The sequence below is a fragment of the Enterobacter sp. K510 genome (assembly GCF_055804875.1).
In genome coordinates, this window is record NZ_JBNRLQ010000007.1 from 32056 (window position 1) to 48572 (window position 16517).

17 protein-coding genes are annotated in these 16517 nt (G+C 55.1%); 13 read left to right on the top strand and 4 right to left on the bottom strand.

The features are described from left to right. Nucleotides 1-192: 192 nt before the first annotated feature. Nucleotides 193-1089, top strand: coding sequence for a 23S rRNA pseudouridine(2605) synthase RluB (gene rluB / locus ACQUTD_RS13375; RefSeq protein WP_072568624.1), 897 nt, complete (start codon nucleotides 193-195; stop codon nucleotides 1087-1089). Between the two features lie 92 nt (nucleotides 1090-1181). Here the strand turns inward: rluB and cobO are convergent, their stop codons facing one another. Beyond that, nucleotides 1182-1772, bottom strand: coding sequence for a cob(I)yrinic acid a,c-diamide adenosyltransferase (gene cobO, locus ACQUTD_RS13380; RefSeq protein WP_318363663.1), 591 nt, complete (start codon nucleotides 1770-1772; stop codon nucleotides 1182-1184). Beyond that, a complete protein-coding gene (locus ACQUTD_RS13385; protein WP_473275993.1) occupies nucleotides 1769-2530 on the bottom strand; it encodes a YciK family oxidoreductase in 762 nt (253 codons plus the stop codon). The genes cobO and ACQUTD_RS13385 overlap by 4 nt, the downstream gene beginning before the upstream one ends. A 256-nt stretch (nucleotides 2531-2786) precedes the next feature. Between ACQUTD_RS13385 and sohB the strand changes: the two genes are divergently transcribed. After that, nucleotides 2787-3833, top strand: coding sequence for a protease SohB (gene sohB, locus ACQUTD_RS13390; RefSeq protein ID WP_318363661.1), 1047 nt, complete (start codon nucleotides 2787-2789; stop codon nucleotides 3831-3833). Between the two features lie 40 nt (nucleotides 3834-3873). Here the strand turns inward: sohB and ACQUTD_RS13395 are convergent, their stop codons facing one another. Then, nucleotides 3874-4125, bottom strand: a complete 252-nt coding sequence (locus ACQUTD_RS13395) for a YciN family protein (protein ID WP_072568620.1) — start codon at nucleotides 4123-4125, stop codon at nucleotides 3874-3876. 397 nt (nucleotides 4126-4522) lie between these two features. On the opposite strand from ACQUTD_RS13395, the gene topA reads away from it, so the two are divergent. The 6 genes from topA to acnA all read left to right on the top strand — a co-directional run bounded on the left by topA (nucleotide 4523) and on the right by acnA (nucleotide 11996). After that, nucleotides 4523-7120: a type I DNA topoisomerase gene (topA, locus tag ACQUTD_RS13400; RefSeq protein WP_473275989.1), complete on the top strand. Its 2598-nt coding sequence runs from the start codon at nucleotides 4523-4525 to the stop codon at nucleotides 7118-7120. A gap of 177 nt (nucleotides 7121-7297) precedes the next feature. Next, on the top strand, nucleotides 7298-8272 hold the full coding sequence (gene cysB / locus ACQUTD_RS13405; RefSeq protein WP_072568618.1) for an HTH-type transcriptional regulator CysB: 975 nt from the start codon (nucleotides 7298-7300) through the stop codon (nucleotides 8270-8272). Between the two features lie 338 nt (nucleotides 8273-8610). Continuing rightward, entirely contained in the window at nucleotides 8611-8751 is a 141-nt protein-coding gene (locus tag ACQUTD_RS13410) for a YmiA family putative membrane protein (protein WP_234007231.1), read from the top strand. After that, nucleotides 8748-8924: a hypothetical protein gene (locus ACQUTD_RS13415; protein WP_473385679.1), complete on the top strand. Its 177-nt coding sequence runs from the start codon at nucleotides 8748-8750 to the stop codon at nucleotides 8922-8924. Before ACQUTD_RS13410 ends, ACQUTD_RS13415 begins: the two co-directional genes overlap by 4 nt. Nucleotides 8925-9057: 133 nt before the next feature. Beyond that, nucleotides 9058-9150 (top strand): small membrane protein YmiC, encoded by a 93-nt coding sequence (gene ymiC / locus ACQUTD_RS13420; RefSeq protein ID WP_234007187.1) that lies wholly within the window; start codon nucleotides 9058-9060, stop codon nucleotides 9148-9150. A gap of 170 nt (nucleotides 9151-9320) precedes the next feature. Beyond that, on the top strand, nucleotides 9321-11996 hold the full coding sequence (gene acnA, locus ACQUTD_RS13425) for an aconitate hydratase AcnA (RefSeq protein WP_072568616.1): 2676 nt from the start codon (nucleotides 9321-9323) through the stop codon (nucleotides 11994-11996). A gap of 47 nt (nucleotides 11997-12043) precedes the next feature. Here the strand turns inward: acnA and ribA are convergent, their stop codons facing one another. After that, nucleotides 12044-12631: a GTP cyclohydrolase II gene (ribA, locus tag ACQUTD_RS13430; RefSeq protein ID WP_072568615.1), complete on the bottom strand. Its 588-nt coding sequence runs from the start codon at nucleotides 12629-12631 to the stop codon at nucleotides 12044-12046. A gap of 200 nt (nucleotides 12632-12831) precedes the next feature. Here ribA and pgpB point away from each other — a divergent pair, with 200 nt between their 5' ends. The 5 genes from pgpB (at nucleotide 12832) to yciH (ending at nucleotide 16513) form a co-directional block, all read left to right on the top strand. After that, nucleotides 12832-13593, top strand: a complete 762-nt coding sequence (gene pgpB, locus ACQUTD_RS13435; RefSeq protein ID WP_473275982.1) for a phosphatidylglycerophosphatase B — start codon at nucleotides 12832-12834, stop codon at nucleotides 13591-13593. A gap of 182 nt (nucleotides 13594-13775) precedes the next feature. Further along, complete coding sequence (locus tag ACQUTD_RS13440) at nucleotides 13776-14084, top strand: LapA family protein (protein WP_072568613.1); 309 nt, start codon at nucleotides 13776-13778, stop codon at nucleotides 14082-14084. Between the two features lie 6 nt (nucleotides 14085-14090). Beyond that, complete coding sequence (gene lapB, locus ACQUTD_RS13445) at nucleotides 14091-15260, top strand: lipopolysaccharide assembly protein LapB (protein WP_473275979.1); 1170 nt, start codon at nucleotides 14091-14093, stop codon at nucleotides 15258-15260. 188 nt (nucleotides 15261-15448) lie between these two features. Further along, a complete protein-coding gene (gene pyrF, locus ACQUTD_RS13450; protein WP_318363655.1) occupies nucleotides 15449-16186 on the top strand; it encodes an orotidine-5'-phosphate decarboxylase in 738 nt (245 codons plus the stop codon). Beyond that, complete coding sequence (gene yciH, locus ACQUTD_RS13455; protein ID WP_072568610.1) at nucleotides 16187-16513, top strand: stress response translation initiation inhibitor YciH; 327 nt, start codon at nucleotides 16187-16189, stop codon at nucleotides 16511-16513. It begins immediately after the preceding gene. Nucleotides 16514-16517: the final 4 nt, after the last annotated feature.

Genomic DNA, 16517 nt, shown 5'->3' on the forward strand with positions numbered 1-16517 from the left:
GACTCCGGAAATGCGGTTCGCGAGCAGCGTTGCAGCATTCATCTATAAATTCGTGTAATATGTGCGGCCACATGAAATTGGGCGCGTTCTTTGACGCCAGCGATTTTACATAGCAGCGAGGGTGAAATTGATAACTCGTTGTTTTTGAAAGTATACCAGACGCCTGTGAAGGCGACACCTGAAGGATGCTCCATGAGCGAAAAACTACAGAAAGTGCTGGCGCGTGCCGGCCACGGCTCACGCCGTGAAATTGAAACCATTATCGAAGCGGGTCGCGTCAGCGTAGACGGCAAAATTGCTAAGCTGGGCGATCGCGTTGAGGTTCAGCCGGGCCTGAAAATCCGTATCGACGGACATCTGATTTCCGTAAAAGAATCCGTTGAGCAAATCTGCCGCGTGCTGGCCTATTACAAACCCGAAGGCGAGCTGTGTACGCGCAACGATCCGGAAGGGCGTCCGACCGTATTTGACCGTCTGCCGAAACTGCGCGGCGCGCGCTGGATCGCCGTAGGGCGTCTTGACGTCAATACCTGCGGCCTGCTGCTGTTCACCACAGACGGCGAACTGGCCAACCGCCTGATGCACCCGAGCCGCGAAGTTGAGCGTGAATACGCCGTACGCGTATTCGGTCAGGTCGACGATAACAAGCTGCGTGAACTGGCCCGTGGCGTCCAGCTGGAAGACGGCCCGGCCGCCTTCAAAACCATCAAGTTCAGCGGCGGCGAAGGCATCAACCAGTGGTACAACGTTACCTTAACCGAAGGGCGCAATCGTGAAGTGCGTCGTTTGTGGGAAGCCGTTGGCGTGCAGGTCAGCCGCCTGATCCGCGTTCGCTACGGCGATATTCCGCTGCCGAAAGGCCTGCCGCGTGGGGGTTATACCGAACTGGATCTGGCGCAGACCAACTACCTGCGTGAGCTGGTGGAGCTGAAACCGGAAACCGAATCAAAAGTGGCCGTCGAGAAAGATCGCCGCCGGGTGAAAGCGAATCAGATCCGCCGTGCGGTAAAACGTCACAGCCAGACCTCAAATCCGCGTCCGGCATCAACCGGTCGCCGCTCAAGCACTCGTAACAAAACCAACGGTTAATCTGTACACAAGCCCGGCGGCGCTTCGCTTGCGCGGGCCGTCAGGACTGTGACTGGCAGGCCAGGTAGCGTAGCGCCACCTGGCAAAATCACTCAATAATCTATTCCCATCTGCGCTTTTACGCCCGCATCAAAAGCATGTTTAACCGGACGCAGCTCGCTGACGGTATCCGCCAGTTCCAGAATGTCACGATGACAACCGCGCCCGGTAATAATCACCGTCTGCTGCGGGGGACGATTTTGCAGGGCGCTGATAACCTCTTCCAGCGGCAAATAGTCATAGGCCACCATGTAGGTCAGCTCATCGAGGATCACCAGATCCAGAGAAACATCCGCCAGCATCCGGCGGCCATGCTCCCAGACGGCGGTACAGGCGGCGGTGTCCGACTCACGATTTTGCGTGTCCCAGGTAAAGCCGGTGGCCATCACCTGAAATTCCACACCGTGCGGCTCAAGCAGATTACGCTCGCCGTTAGGCCAGGTACCTTTGATAAACTGGATCACCCCCACTTTTTTGCCGTGTCCGACCGCGCGCGTGGCGGTGCCGAAGGCGGCAGTGGTTTTGCCTTTGCCATTGCCGGTAAAGACGATGAGGATGCCGCGCTCGTCCTGGGCGGCGGCCACCCGCGCATCGACTTTCTCTTTCACGCGCTGCTGACGCTGCTGATAACGATCTTCACTCATTGCGATATTCCCGGTTTACGTCCTGGCTGAGCATCAAAGCTCAGGCCGGTTTTGCGACGGCTGTCATCGCCCATTAACCATAAATAGAGCGGCATAATATCCGCCGGCGTTTTCAGTTTTTGCGGATCTTCCGTCGGGAAGGCGCTGGCGCGCATAACAGTGCGGGTACCGCCCGGATTAATGCAGTTCACCCGCAGATGGCGGCTTTGATACTCCTCGGCCAGCACCTGCATCATGCCTTCGGTGGCAAACTTGGAGGCGGCATAGGCGCCCCAGTTGGCGCGACCCTGACGTCCAACGCTTGAGGAGGTAAATACCAGCGAACCGGCTTCTGATTTCAGTAATAAAGGAAGCAGTGCCTGGGTGAGGAAAAAGGTGGCATTGACGTTGACCTGCATCACCTTCTGCCAGACCTGCGGATTTTGCTGATCCATCGGACATATATCGCCAAGCAGACCGGCGTTATGTAATACACCATCCAGCCGCGGATAATGCGCGGCAAGCGTCTGCGCGAGCTGTTCACAGTCGGCAGGGGTGCAGGTTTCCATATCCAGCGTAAACCAGCGCGGTATCTGCACGCATTCATCCGCAACGGCCTGCGCAACCCGGTGCAACTTTTCGTCGTTACGCCCCAGCAGGATCACCTGGGCACCGTGGCGGGCATAGGTACGCGCGGCTTCTTCGCCAATACCTGCGCTGGCACCGGTGACCAGAATGATGCGGTTTTGCAGTAGATCTCGTTGTGGCTGGTAATACACATTCTCTCCTCAGGCGTCGCGATCGTGGCGCGCCAGGCTGACTTCGTCTTGACTTGCTGGTTTTATGCCTCAAACCGGCCCGTATTTCAATCAGCCAAAGGCAGACAATCCTGCTGGTTAACACTTTGCAACCTTTTCATGGAGTCTAAAAAAATCAGGAAGATGCCTCGTAACATTGTGCGGTGGCAGAAGACGAGCCGGAACCTGTCATGTACACTGAATGCGAACGTAATGCGGTTTAACCAAGGTGGTACGCGTGGAATTACTGTCTGAATATGGGTTGTTTTTGGCAAAGATTGCCACTGTTGTGCTGGCAATTGTTGTCGTGGCGGTACTGATTGTAAATCTTGCCCAGCGCAAGCGTCAGCGGGGTGAATTACGTGTCACCAGGCTGAGCGAGCAATATAAAGAAATGCAGGAGGAGGTCTCCGTCGCGCTGCTGGACGATCACCAGCAAAAGCTGTGGCATAAAGCGCAGAAGAAAAAAGCGAAGCAGGACGCGAAAGCGGCGAAAGCCAGCGCGAAGCAGGGCACCGCGGTCACGGCCACGAAGCCCCGGGTTTTTGTCCTGGATTTCAAAGGCAGTATGGATGCCCACGAAGTGAACTCCCTGCGCGAAGAGATCACCGCGGTGATCACCATCGCAGGGCCGGAAGACCAGGTGTTGCTGCGTCTGGAAAGTCCCGGCGGCGTGGTGCATGGCTACGGGCTGGCGTCTTCCCAGCTCCAGCGCCTGCGCGACAAAAACATCCCCTTAACGGTGGCGGTGGATAAAGTGGCGGCCAGCGGCGGCTATATGATGGCCTGCGTGGCAGATAAGATCGTGGCCGCGCCTTTCGCCATCGTCGGCTCTATCGGCGTGGTGGCGCAAATCCCGAACTTTAACCGCTTCCTGAAAAGCAAAGACATCGACATCGAGCTACACACCGCCGGTCAGTACAAGCGTACGTTGACGCTGCTGGGTGAAAACACCGAAGAAGGGCGGCAGAAGTTCCGTGAGAGCCTGAACGAGACGCACGATCTGTTTAAAGAATATGTGAAGCAGATGCGTCCGTCGCTGGACATTGACCAGGTCGCCACTGGCGAGCACTGGTATGGCGTACAGGCGCTGGAAAAAGGGCTGGTGGATGAAGTAGGCACCAGCGACGATCTGCTGCTGGGGCTGATTAAAGAGCGCGAGGTGATCGGCGTCCGTTACGCCCAGCGTAAAAAGCTGATGGACCGCTTTACCGGCAGTGCGGCGGAAGCCGCTGACCGGCTGCTGCTGCGCTGGTGGCAGCGCGGTGAAAAACCGTTGCTGTAAAACAAAAAGCGAGGTGAATCACCTCGCTTTTTTATTGCCGTCAGTCCGCAAGGGTATACTTTTCGGACAACACATGGGCCAGATGTTTGAACATATTAAACACCGCCGTACTTTTCGACGTCGGCAGGCCTTGCTCATCCAGGAAATAGTCGCCGCTGAACACCAGCACGCCGTTGCGTTCAGTGACATCCGTCGCTTCGATGCCCTGAATAAAATCGTCATGCTCGCGGATGATTCGGTTAGCTTCAGCTAATAGTGACTGGCGATCGATAGGTTGAATGTTCTCGTGCATAGTCTGCTCCTCTGACAAGGCATTTATTCTACGTCTGCCGGTGGGCCAGGCGCAAATTTTCCCTGTTTTTAAAATGGTTTTCACACCGGGGACTGGCTGGCGTGATTTGCTTTTGCATGCTAATAAAGTTGCGTAACGAATTTTATCAGGTAGAGTGTGCGCTTTCGTCAATCTGGCAACAGAATTGCTTGACATTCGACCTTAAGTCCGTCGTGCTACAGCACTGATGCGCGAAAACACCTGTGAACTCAGTCACCTGGGCACCACACTTCACGCGCCCGGTTTTAAAGAGGGGTTGATAACCACGGATATCGCCGCCACATCATCGGATGTCGCGGTGGAGAGTGAATCAACGTGCGACGTATTCCTGGAAGAATCAAATTAGGTAAAGGTGAATATGGGTAAAGCACTCGTCATCGTTGAGTCCCCGGCAAAAGCCAAAACGATCAATAAGTATCTGGGTAATGACTACGTGGTGAAATCCAGCGTCGGTCATATCCGCGATCTGCCGACCAGTGGCTCAGCACCCAAAAAGAGCGCCGACTCCGCCACCACCAAAACGGCCAAAAAGCCTAAAAAGGATGAACGTGGCGCGCTGGTCAACCGCATGGGCGTTGACCCATGGAACGAATGGGATGCACGCTATGAAGTGCTTCCGGGCAAAGAAAAAGTCGTTGCCGAACTGAAAGCCATCGCTGAAAAAGCGGACCATATCTATCTCGCAACCGACCTTGACCGCGAAGGGGAAGCCATTGCCTGGCACCTGCGGGAAGTGATCGGGGGCGATGACTCGCGCTACAGCCGCGTGGTGTTTAACGAAATCACCAAAAACGCTATCCAGCAGGCGTTTGAAAAGCCGGGTGAACTGAATATCGACCGTGTAAACGCTCAACAAGCGCGCCGCTTTGTGGATCGCGTGGTGGGTTACATGGTGTCGCCGCTGCTATGGAAAAAGATCGCCCGCGGCCTGTCTGCCGGACGCGTTCAGTCCGTGGCGGTGCGTCTGGTGGTCGAGCGTGAGCGCGAAATCAAAGCCTTTGTCCCGGAAGAGTTCTGGGAAATCGACGCCAGCGTTACCACGCCTTCCGGCGATGCGCTGCCGTTGCAGGTGACGCATCAGCAGGACAAGCCTTTCCGTCCGGTTAATCGCGAGCAGACTATGGCGGCGGTAAGCCTGCTGGAAAAAGCGCGCTACACCGTTACGGATCGGGAAGATAAGCCCACCAGCAGCAAGCCTGGCGCGCCCTTTATTACCTCCACGCTTCAGCAGGCGGCCAGTACGCGCCTTGGCTTTGGCGTGAAGAAAACCATGATGATGGCGCAGCGTCTGTACGAAGCGGGCCACATTACCTATATGCGTACCGACTCCACCAACCTGAGTCAGGACGCCGTCAGCATGGTGCGTGGCTACATCAGCGATAATTTCGGCAAAAAATACCTGCCGGAAAGCGCTAATCAGTACGCCAGCAAAGAAAACTCCCAGGAAGCGCACGAAGCCATCCGTCCTTCCGACGTGGCGGTGCTGGCAGAGTCCCTGAAGGATATGGAAGCGGACGCGCAGAAGCTGTATCAGCTGATCTGGCGTCAGTTTGTCGCCTGTCAGATGACGCCAGCGCAGTACGATTCCACCACACTGATCGTGGAAGCGGGCGAGTTCCGCCTGAAGGCGCGTGGCCGTACGCTGCGTTTCGATGGCTGGACGAAGGTGATGCCGCAGCTGCGTAAGGGCGATGAAGATCGCACGCTGCCAGCGGTGAACAAAGGCGACGTGGTATCCCTTGTGGAACTGCTCCCGGCGCAGCACTTTACCAAGCCGCCTGCGCGTTTCAGCGAAGCATCCCTGGTGAAAGAGCTGGAAAAACGCGGTATCGGCCGTCCGTCGACCTATGCTTCTATCATCTCGACCATTCAGGATCGCGGCTACGTGCGTGTAGAAAACCGCCGCTTCTATGCCGAGAAAATGGGCGAAATCGTCACTGACCGTCTGGAAGAGAATTTCCGCGAGCTGATGAACTACGATTTCACCGCGCAAATGGAAAACAGCCTTGACCAGGTTGCCAACCATGAAGCGGAATGGAAAGGCGTGCTGGACAACTTCTTTACCGACTTCACCGGCCAGCTTGAAAAAGCGGAAAAGGATCCGGAAGAAGGCGGCATGCGTCCGAATCAGATGGTGCTGACCAGTATCGACTGTCCGACCTGCGGTCGCAAAATGGGTATCCGCACCGCCAGCACCGGCGTGTTCCTCGGCTGTTCCGGCTATGCGCTGCCGCCGAAAGAACGCTGCAAAACCACCATTAACCTGGTGCCGGAAAACGAAGTTCTTAACGTGCTGGAAGGCGATGACGCCGAAACTAACGCCCTGCGTGCTAAGCGCCGCTGCGTGAAATGCGGCACCGCTATGGACAGCTATCTGATCGATCCCAAGCGTAAGCTGCACGTCTGTGGTAACAACCCGACCTGCGACGGCTATGAAATCGAAGAGGGCGAATTCCGCATCAAAGGCTATGACGGCCCGATCGTGGAGTGTGAGAAGTGTGGTTCTGAAATGCACCTGAAAATGGGGCGTTTCGGCAAGTACATGGCCTGCACCAACGACGAATGCAAAAACACGCGTAAGATCCTGCGTAACGGCGAAGTCGCGCCACCGAAAGAAGATCCGGTGCCGCTGCCTGAGCTGCCATGTGAAAAATCAGACGCCTATTTTGTACTGCGCGATGGTGCGGCAGGGGTATTCCTGGCGGCGAACACCTTCCCGAAATCCCGTGAAACCCGCGCACCGCTGGTGGAAGAGCTGCATCGCTTCCGCGATCGTCTGCCGGAAAAACTGCGTTATCTGGCCGACGCGCCTGTCGCGGATCCCGAAGGCAACAAGACGGTCGTTCGCTTTAGCCGTAAGACTAAGCAGCAGTATGTTTCCGCCGAGAAAGAGGGTAAAGCGACCGGCTGGTCTGCTTTCTTCATCGACGGGAAATGGGTGGAAGGTAAGAAGTAATTAAGCCTGTCTGCTCCCTGCAAGGGCCGGATATCCGGCCCTTTTTTGTTGCTTATAATTTTGCGTTCCTGTCTATACAGACCGGGCATTAATGATATAGTGGTTATAGTTAAGTCATTTCTTATTATTAAATCGTCTTAAACGATTGCTCGTCAGCGCTCAACCGGATGGTCCGTCATGAAACTACAGCAGCTTCGTTATATCGTTGAGGTGGTGAATCACAACCTTAATGTCTCCTCTACCGCCGAGGGGCTATACACCTCACAACCCGGCATCAGCAAACAGGTTCGTATGCTGGAAGATGAGCTGGGGATCCAGATTTTCGCCCGCAGCGGCAAGCATCTTACCCAGGTCACGCCCGCCGGCGAGGAGATCATACGCATCGCCCGTGAAGTGCTCTCCAAGGTTGACGCCATTAAATCGGTGGCGGGAGAGCATACCTGGCCGGATAAAGGCTCGCTCTACGTCGCGACCACCCATACCCAGGCGCGTTATGCGCTGCCCGGCGTAATCAAGGGCTTTATTGAGCGCTACCCACGTGTTTCGCTGCATATGCACCAGGGCTCGCCGACGCAGATTGCGGAAGCCGTCTCCAAAGGCAATGCTGATTTCGCCATCGCCACCGAAGCGCTGCACCTGTATGACGATCTGGTCATGCTGCCGTGCTACCACTGGAATCGTTCGATTGTCGTCACGCCCGATCATCCGCTGGCGGGCAAACAGTCGGTGAGCATTGAGGAGCTGGCGCAGTACCCGCTGGTTACTTATACCTTTGGCTTTACCGGCCGTTCAGAGCTGGACACCGCCTTTAACCGCGCCGGGCTGACGCCGCGTATCGTCTTTACCGCCACGGACGCTGACGTGATCAAAACTTATGTGCGCCTGGGTCTTGGGGTAGGGGTGATCGCCAGCATGGCGGTTGATCCGGTATCGGATCCGGATCTGGTAAAACTGGACGCACAGGATGTGTTCAGCCACAGCACCACGAAAATCGGTTTTCGTCGCAGCACCTTCCTGCGCAGTTATATGTATGATTTTATTCAGCGCTTCGCGCCACATTTAACCCGTGACGTGGTGGATACCGCCGTGGCATTACGTTCAAATGATGATATTGAAGCCATGTTCCAGGACATTAAGCTGCCAGAAAAATAATTTCCTGCGGTATCTTCCCGCCCGGGAAGATACCTTTTTATCGCCCTAAACCTAAATCAGAATTATCATCATCTGCCTTAACGCACATTTCCCCGAGTGATTCCTGTCACAACTTAACCGCAATTGTGTCGTGTTTTCGCGACAAAAGTAGAAAGTAATTTACGGGTCCGCAAATTTTATTCTTCAATTATTTATTTCCGGTCAAAAGATTGAATATTTAACTGGAAATCATTGGTAAATTCGCTGGCTTTTTTCCTAAACTTATTTTAGGATTTGTCTCATCTAGTGATTACTTATACCTATTGTTAGGTGTCAAAATGATAAGTGATGTCGATTGTGTGAGGTTAGCAATGCCATCAGGAAGCGACGAATCGCAAAGGGATCACGCGCTGAAACGCAAAGCCTGGCTGGCGGTGTTTCTTGGCTCAGCCCTGTTCTGGGTGGTTGTAGCCTTGCTGGTGTGGAAATTTTGGGGTTGAGAATGGTGTTTACGGGGCAGTTCGGCACAGTGAAGCCAGTATGTCAGTTACATGACAAGCCTCTGAGCGCCAAAAAGGACGCCGAGGTGCGTATTCCTGACGAATGGGAACTCACCCCGCAGCAGCGCGCCTTTATTGAAACGTTCGCAGAAGACGAACCAAAAAAACAATAATTTAACCAACAGCGTGGGCGCGAAATTAGCCTGACGCCCAGTGGTCTTTTGTACTTCTTAATAAATACACCTCAGCAATATAGAAACGGGTAACAACCCGGTGTGGCGCTTGATTAATTCGTAGGGTGTATAAATGATAAATAATCTCAAATACTGGTCATGGATGGGCGCATTCACCGTCTCGGTTATGTTTTGGGGACAACTGGTCTGGATGATGGCTCACTAACCGCATAAAAACCTCGCTTAAGCGGGGTTTTTTGTTTTTATCCCTTCAATGGTTTTACCTCTTTTATCAATTTGAGTTGTTATCAAAACGTTACAGCATGTTTGTGTTATCTTTAATACAGACCCTGATGATAATCAGGGAATTGCAATCCCTGTATTAAGGAGGAGCTTATGTCGTCGACCCTACGCGAAGCCAGTAAGGACACATTGCAGGCTGAAAACAAAACCTACCACTACTACAGCCTGCCCCTGGCCGCAAAGGAACTTGGGGATATTTCCCGTTTGCCCAAGTCGTTAAAAGTGTTACTGGAAAACCTGCTGCGCTGGCAGGATGGTGAGTCCGTCACTGAGGAGGATATTCATGCCCTCGCAGGCTGGCTGAAATCCGCCCACGCCGATCGTGAAATCGCTTATCGTCCCGCCCGCGTGCTGATGCAGGATTTTACCGGCGTTCCCGCTGTTGTTGATCTCGCCGCCATGCGTGAAGCCGTGAAGCGCCTTGGTGGCGATACCACTAAAGTTAACCCGCTTTCCCCTGTTGATCTGGTTATCGACCACTCTGTCACCGTTGACCATTTCGGCGATGACGACGCCTTTGAAGAAAACGTCCGTCTGGAAATGGAGCGTAACCACGAACGCTATGTGTTTCTGCGCTGGGGCCAGCAGGCCTTCAGCCGGTTCAGCGTTGTGCCGCCTGGCACCGGCATCTGCCATCAGGTCAACCTGGAATACCTGGGTAAAGCCGTCTGGAGCGAGCTGCAGGATAAAGAGTGGGTCGCTTATCCGGATACCCTGGTCGGCACCGACTCCCACACCACCATGATCAACGGGCTGGGCGTGCTTGGCTGGGGCGTGGGCGGTATCGAAGCGGAAGCCGCCATGCTTGGACAGCCGGTATCCATGCTGATCCCGGATGTGGTGGGCTTTAAGCTCACCGGTAAACTGAGCGAAGGCATCACCGCCACTGACCTCGTGCTTACCGTGACGCAAATGCTACGTAAACACGGCGTAGTGGGTAAGTTTGTGGAATTTTATGGCGACGGTCTCGACTCCCTGCCGCTGGCGGACCGGGCCACTATCGCCAATATGGCGCCGGAATATGGCGCGACATGCGGCTTCTTCCCGATTGATGACGTGACGCTGGAGTACATGCGTCTTAGCGGCCGTAGCGACGATCAGGTAGCGCTGGTGGAAGCCTATGCCAAAGCGCAGGGCATGTGGCGTCAGCCGGGTGATGAACCTGTCTTTACCAGTACCCTGGAACTGGACATGAGTAGCGTCGAAGCCAGCCTTGCCGGACCAAAACGTCCGCAGGATCGCGTGGCGCTGGGCGATGTGCCAAAAGCCTTTGCGGCCAGCACCGAGCTGGAGCTCAATACCGCCCAGAAAGATCGTCAGCCGGTGGATTATGTTCTGAACGGTCATCAGTATCAGCTGCCAGATGGCGCGGTGGTCATCGCAGCCATTACCTCATGTACCAACACCTCGAACCCGAGCGTGCTGATGGCGGCCGGTCTGCTGGCGAAAAAAGCCGTCACCCTCGGGCTGAAGCGTCAGCCGTGGGTAAAAGCCTCGCTGGCGCCTGGTTCGAAAGTGGTATCGGATTATCTGGCGCAGGCGCGTCTGACGCCGTATCTCGATGAGCTGGGCTTTAACCTGGTGGGCTATGGTTGCACCACCTGTATCGGTAACTCCGGCCCGTTGCCGGATCCCATCGAGCAGGCGATTAAAAAAGGCGATCTGACCGTCGGGGCCGTGCTTTCCGGCAACCGTAACTTTGAAGGTCGTATTCATCCGCTGGTGAAAACCAACTGGCTGGCCTCGCCGCCGCTGGTGGTGGCCTATGCGCTGGCCGGCAATATGAACATCAACCTGGCAACCGATCCGCTGGGCCACGATCGCAAAGGCGATCCGGTGTATCTGAAAGATATCTGGCCGAGCGGACAGGAGATCGCCCGTGCGGTAGAGCAGGTGTCCACTGACATGTTCCGCAAGGAGTATGCGGAAGTGTTTGAAGGGACTGACGAGTGGAAGTCCATCAAAGTGGAAGCCTCCGATACCTACGGCTGGCAGTTTGACTCCACCTACATCCGCTCCTCGCCATTCTTTGAGGAGATGGAAGCCCAGCCGAAGCCGGTAGAGGATATTCAGGGCGCGCGCATTCTGGCGATGCTCGGCGATTCTGTGACCACTGACCATATCTCACCGGCGGGCAGCATTAAAGCCGACAGCCCGGCGGGACGCTATCTGCAAAACCATGGCGTGGAGCGCCGCGATTTTAACTCCTACGGTTCACGACGCGGTAACCACGAGGTGATGATGCGCGGCACCTTCGCCAACATCCGCATCCGCAACGAAATGGTGCCCGGTGTGGAAGGGGGCATGACGCGCCATCTGCCGGGCAGTGAAGTGATCTCCATTTATGATGCCGCGATGCGTTATCAGCAGGAGGGCACGCCGCTGGCGGTGATTGCCGGTAAAGAATACGGTTCCGGCTCCAGCCGTGACTGGGCGGCGAAAGGCCCGCGTCTGTTAGGGATCCGCGTGGTGATCGCTGAATCTTTCGAGCGTATCCACCGTTCTAACCTGATCGGCATGGGCATTTTGCCGCTGGAGTTCCCGCAGGGCGTGACCCGTAAAACGCTGGGGCTGAGCGGGGAAGAGCGGCTGGATGTGGAAGATCTGACCGGACTTAAACCTGGTGCGACGGTACCGGTACGCCTGACCCGCGCCGACGGCTCGCAGGAAGTGATTTCCTGTCGCTGCCGTATTGATACGGCAACCGAGCTGACTTACTACCAGCACGGCGGGATCCTGCATTACGTGATCCGCAACATGCTGCACTGATAACCCTTCACGCTAGCCCGGCGGGACATACCGCCGGGCTTTTTTTATTAATCCAGCAAATGCCCCATTTTCGCGGCCTTGGTATCAAGGTAATGCGCGTTTTTCGGGTTGCGTCCGACGATCAGCGGTACGCGTTCAACAATATTAATGCCTGCTTCGGTGAGGATCTCCACCTTGCGCGGGTTGTTAGTCAGCAAACGCACTTCGTCCACGCCCAGTAGTTTGAACATGTCCGCGCATAAAGTGAAATCACGCTCATCGGCGGCAAAGCCGAGCTGGTGGTTTGCTTCTACAGTGTCGTAACCCTGATCCTGTAACGCATACGCGCGGATTTTATTCAGCAGCCCAATATTACGGCCTTCCTGACGATGATAGAGCAGGATGCCGCGGCCTTCTTCGGCAATGTGGGACAGCGCCGCTTCCAGCTGGAAACCGCAGTCGCAGCGCAGACTGAACAGGGCATCGCCGGTCAGACACTCTGAATGGACGCGGGCAAGCACCGGCGTCTGGCCTGAAATGTCGCCATAGACCAGCGCAACATGGTCCTGCCCGGTGGCCAGTTCTTCAAAACCCACCATCAGGAAATCGCCCCATGGGGTTGGCAGTTTGGCTTCTGCCACACGTTTAAGCTGCATGTGATTCTCCGGATTTATTCTGGCACCTGACGTGCCTTGTCGCCCTCAGGCTTTCATTCTGGGGTTATTTTGCCACAAGGCGGCCAACTTCTCTAATTGCGTCAACGGGCTGTAAAGATTAAGCGCACAAATCCGTCACTCCTGCCGGTGATGTTGTTTTTCAGTTACTATTAAGCGGCCTGGCACATAAAGGAGAGAACATGCTGTCTATTGTAAAGCGCACCATGGCGGGGGTGGGGATATTACTGATTATGCCGCTGATAGTATGGAGATCCGGCTGGCAGTGGACGCCAGGTAACAACAGCGCGTGGCTGAAGGCGCTGTACTGGGTAACCGAAACGGTGACGCAGCCCTGGGGGATCATTACCCATGTGCTGCTCTGCGGCTGGTTTTTATGGTGTCTGCGATTTCGTCTGAAAGCCGCGCTGATGCTTTTTGTGATCCTCGCCGCCGCTATCCTAATCGGGCAGGGCGTGAAGTCCTGGGTGAAGGATCGGGTGCAGGAGCCGCGGCCTTTTGTCATCTGGCTTGAAAAAACACACCATATTCCGGTTGATGAGTTCTACACTTTAAAACGTAAGGATCGCGGGCATCTGGTAAAAGAGCAGCTGAGCGGTGAAGAGAACATTCCGGCGTTCTTGCGCAAACACTGGCAAAAAGAGACCGGTTTCGCTTTCCCGTCAGGGCATACCATGTTTGCCGCCAGCTGGGCGTTGCTGGGCGTAGGTTTGCTGTGGCCACGGCGACGCACTATCACTATTGCCGTGCTGCTGGTGTGGGCGACGGCGGTGATGGGCAGCCGCATGCTGTTGGGAATGCACTGGCCACGCGATCTGGTGGTCGCCACGCTGATTTCCGGACTGCTTGTCACCTTCGCCACCATGCTGGCGCAGCGTATCTGCGGGCCATTAACGCCGCCGGTCGAAGAGAAGAAAGAGATCGCCGACCGCGACGACGAATAATATTATCGACGGGCCTGATGGGTTAACGCGCATCCGGGGTTGAAATAGCGAATTTCGCCCGCAAATCCATCAGGTCACTCGCTTTTCCATTTCGTCCAGGTCGCGAAAATGGTAGGTTATAAGGCTGGATGCAGTCAGTTGAACAGAATTTATTCGCTCCAATCCACATAACGGGACGTAATGTGAAATATTTACTCATTTTCTTACTGGTGTTAGCGATTTTTGTCATTTCGGTCACGCTGGGTGCACAGAACGATCAGCTCGTCACATTCAATTATTTGCTGGCGCAGGGTGAATTCCGTATTTCAACGCTGCTGGCGTGTCTGTTTGCCGCAGGCTTTGTGATTGGCTGGCTGGTATGCGGACTGTTCTGGCTGCGTGTGCGTGTTTCGCTGGTACGCGCGGAACGTAAAATTAAACGACTTGAACATCAGCTTGCCCCCGCAAACGACGTTCCCGTAACGACCGGCACGCCGTCCGTCAAGGAATAACATTATATGCTTGAGTTGTTGTTTCTGCTGTTGCCCGTAGCGGCCGCGTATGGCTGGTATATGGGGCGCAGAAGCGCGCAACAAACAAAGCAGGATGAGGCAAACCGACTCTCGCGTGATTACGTGGCGGGTGTTAACTTTCTGCTTAGTAATCAACAGGACAAAGCGGTTGACCTGTTCCTCGATATGTTAAAAGAGGATACCGGCACCGTTGAGGCCCATCTCACCCTCGGAAACCTCTTCCGCTCGCGTGGCGAGGTTGACCGCGCAATCCGCATTCACCAGACGCTGATGGAAAGCGCCTCGCTGTCTTACGATCAGCGTCTGCTGGCCGTACAACAGCTGGGCCGCGATTACATGGCGGCGGGTCTATACGATCGCGCTGAAGACATGTTCAATCAGCTGGTTGACGAAACCGACTTCCGTATCGGCGCGCTGCAACAACTGCTGCAAATTTACCAGGCGACCAGCGACTGGCAGAAAGCCATTGATGTGGCCGAACGTCTGGTCAAGCTGGGTAAAGATAAACAGCGTGTCGAAATCGCCCACTTCTACTGTGAGCTGGCGTTACAACAGATGGGCAACGACGATCTGGATCGTGCCATGGCGCTGCTTAAAAAGGGAGCCGCTGCCGATCGCAACAGCCCGCGCGTTTCCATCATGATGGGCCGCGTGCTGATGGCGAAAGGGGAGTACGAAAAAGCTATCGAAAGTCTGCTGCGTGTGGTGGATCAGGATAAAGAACTGGTCAGCGAAACGCTGGAGATGCTGCAAACCTGCTATCTGCATACCGGTAAAACCGAGGAGTGGGCGGAATTTCTTCAGCGCTGTGTGGAAGAGAACACCGGCGCGGTAGCCGATCTGATGCTGGCGGATATTGTCGAGCAACGCGAAGGGCAGGATACGGCGCAAATGCTGGTGACGCGTCAACTCCAGCGTCAGCCCACCATGCGCGTCTTCCACAAACTGATGGATTACCATTTGCAGGAAGCCGAAGAAGGGCGCGCGAAAGAGAGCCTGATGGCGTTGCGTGACATGGTGGGCGAGCAGATCCGCAGTAAGCCACGCTATCGCTGCCACAAATGCGGCTTTACCGCTTTCACCATGTACTGGCATTGTCCGTCCTGCCGCGCATGGTCCACCGTCAAGCCCATTCGTGGCCTTGATGGTCAGTAATATAAAAAAAGCCCGCACTTTAGTTACAACATACTTATTATTTGCACACACAGTTACGGCGGCATCGTGCCCTTATCGCCTGGTAGCAAAAAAATGCATTCTGTCCTTTTCAACGGCGCGCAGGTAGAATGCACGCCGTTTATTCTCATTGCGCCTGCGCGGGTGCCCATCATCAGGAAGGTCTGATCATGACGTCTACTGCTACATCCTCTTTTGCTGCTGTAACGCATTCCCCTGTGGTTGTTGCCCTTGATTACGCCGATCGCCATCAGGCGCTGGCTTTTGTCGACCGTATTTCTCCGTCAGATTGCCGCCTGAAAGTCGGGAAAGAAATGTTCACGCTGTTTGGCCCGCAATTTGTACGCGACCTGCAACAGCGCGGTTTTGACGTCTTCCTGGATCTCAAATTCCATGATATTCCCAATACCACGGCACATGCGGTAGCCGCCGCCGCAGAGCTGGGCGTGTGGATGGTGAACGTTCATGCCTCCGGCGGGGCGCGAATGATGAGCGCGGCCCGTGAAGCGTTGATGCCTTTCGGTAAAGATGCGCCGCTGCTGATTGCTGTGACGGTCCTGACCAGCATGGAAGCGAGCGATCTGCATGATTTGGGGATCACCAGCACTCCGGCGGAACATGCCGAACGCCTGGCGCGTCTGACGCAAAACTGTGGTCTTGACGGCGTCGTCTGTTCTGCACAGGAAGCCGTACGCTTTAAAAGCGAACTGGGGCAGGCCTTCAAACTGGTCACGCCGGGTATTCGTCCACAGGGCAGTGAAGCTGGCGACCAGCGCCGCATTATGACGCCGGAACAGGCGCAGGCTGCTGGTGTGGATTACATGGTCATTGGCCGTCCGGTGACACAATCTGCCGATCCGGCGCAGACGCTGAAGGCGATTAATGCTTCATTACGTGTGGAGGCTTAAATGAAGGATGCAAACAGTCGGCTGGTCTATTCCACCGACAGCGGACGTATCGATGAACCCAAACCGGTGGTCGAGCGCCCGAAAGGTGACGGTATTGTCCGTATCCAGCGTCAGACCAGCGGCCGTAAAGGGAAGGGCGTCTGTCTGATTACTGGTATTGATGCCAGTGACGAGGAAATTGCCCGCCTGGCCGCGGAGCTGAAAAAGAAATGCGGTTGTGGTGGTTCAGTGAAGGATGGCGTAATTGAAATTCAGGGCGATAAACGCGACCTGATTAAATCATTACTGGAAGCCAAAGGTATGAAGGTAAAACTGGCTGGCGGTTAAGCGG

Coding starts and splice junctions, on each gene's coding strand:
- ribA (WP_072568615.1), bottom strand. CDS start 12,631: ATGCAGCTTAAACGTGTGGCAGAAGCCAAACTGCCAACCCCATGGGGC.
- cysB (WP_072568618.1), top strand. CDS start 7,298: ATGAAACTACAGCAGCTTCGTTATATCGTTGAGGTGGTGAATCACAAC.
- lapB (WP_473275979.1), top strand. CDS start 14,091: ATGCTTGAGTTGTTGTTTCTGCTGTTGCCCGTAGCGGCCGCGTATGGC.
- ACQUTD_RS13395 (WP_072568620.1), bottom strand. CDS start 4,125: ATGCACGAGAACATTCAACCTATCGATCGCCAGTCACTATTAGCTGAA.
- yciH (WP_072568610.1), top strand. CDS start 16,187: ATGAAGGATGCAAACAGTCGGCTGGTCTATTCCACCGACAGCGGACGT.
- rluB (WP_072568624.1), top strand. CDS start 193: ATGAGCGAAAAACTACAGAAAGTGCTGGCGCGTGCCGGCCACGGCTCA.
- topA (WP_473275989.1), top strand. CDS start 4,523: ATGGGTAAAGCACTCGTCATCGTTGAGTCCCCGGCAAAAGCCAAAACG.
- pgpB (WP_473275982.1), top strand. CDS start 12,832: ATGCTGTCTATTGTAAAGCGCACCATGGCGGGGGTGGGGATATTACTG.
- acnA (WP_072568616.1), top strand. CDS start 9,321: ATGTCGTCGACCCTACGCGAAGCCAGTAAGGACACATTGCAGGCTGAA.
- ymiC (WP_234007187.1), top strand. CDS start 9,058: ATGATAAATAATCTCAAATACTGGTCATGGATGGGCGCATTCACCGTC.
- pyrF (WP_318363655.1), top strand. CDS start 15,449: ATGACGTCTACTGCTACATCCTCTTTTGCTGCTGTAACGCATTCCCCT.
- cobO (WP_318363663.1), bottom strand. CDS start 1,772: ATGAGTGAAGATCGTTATCAGCAGCGTCAGCAGCGCGTGAAAGAGAAA.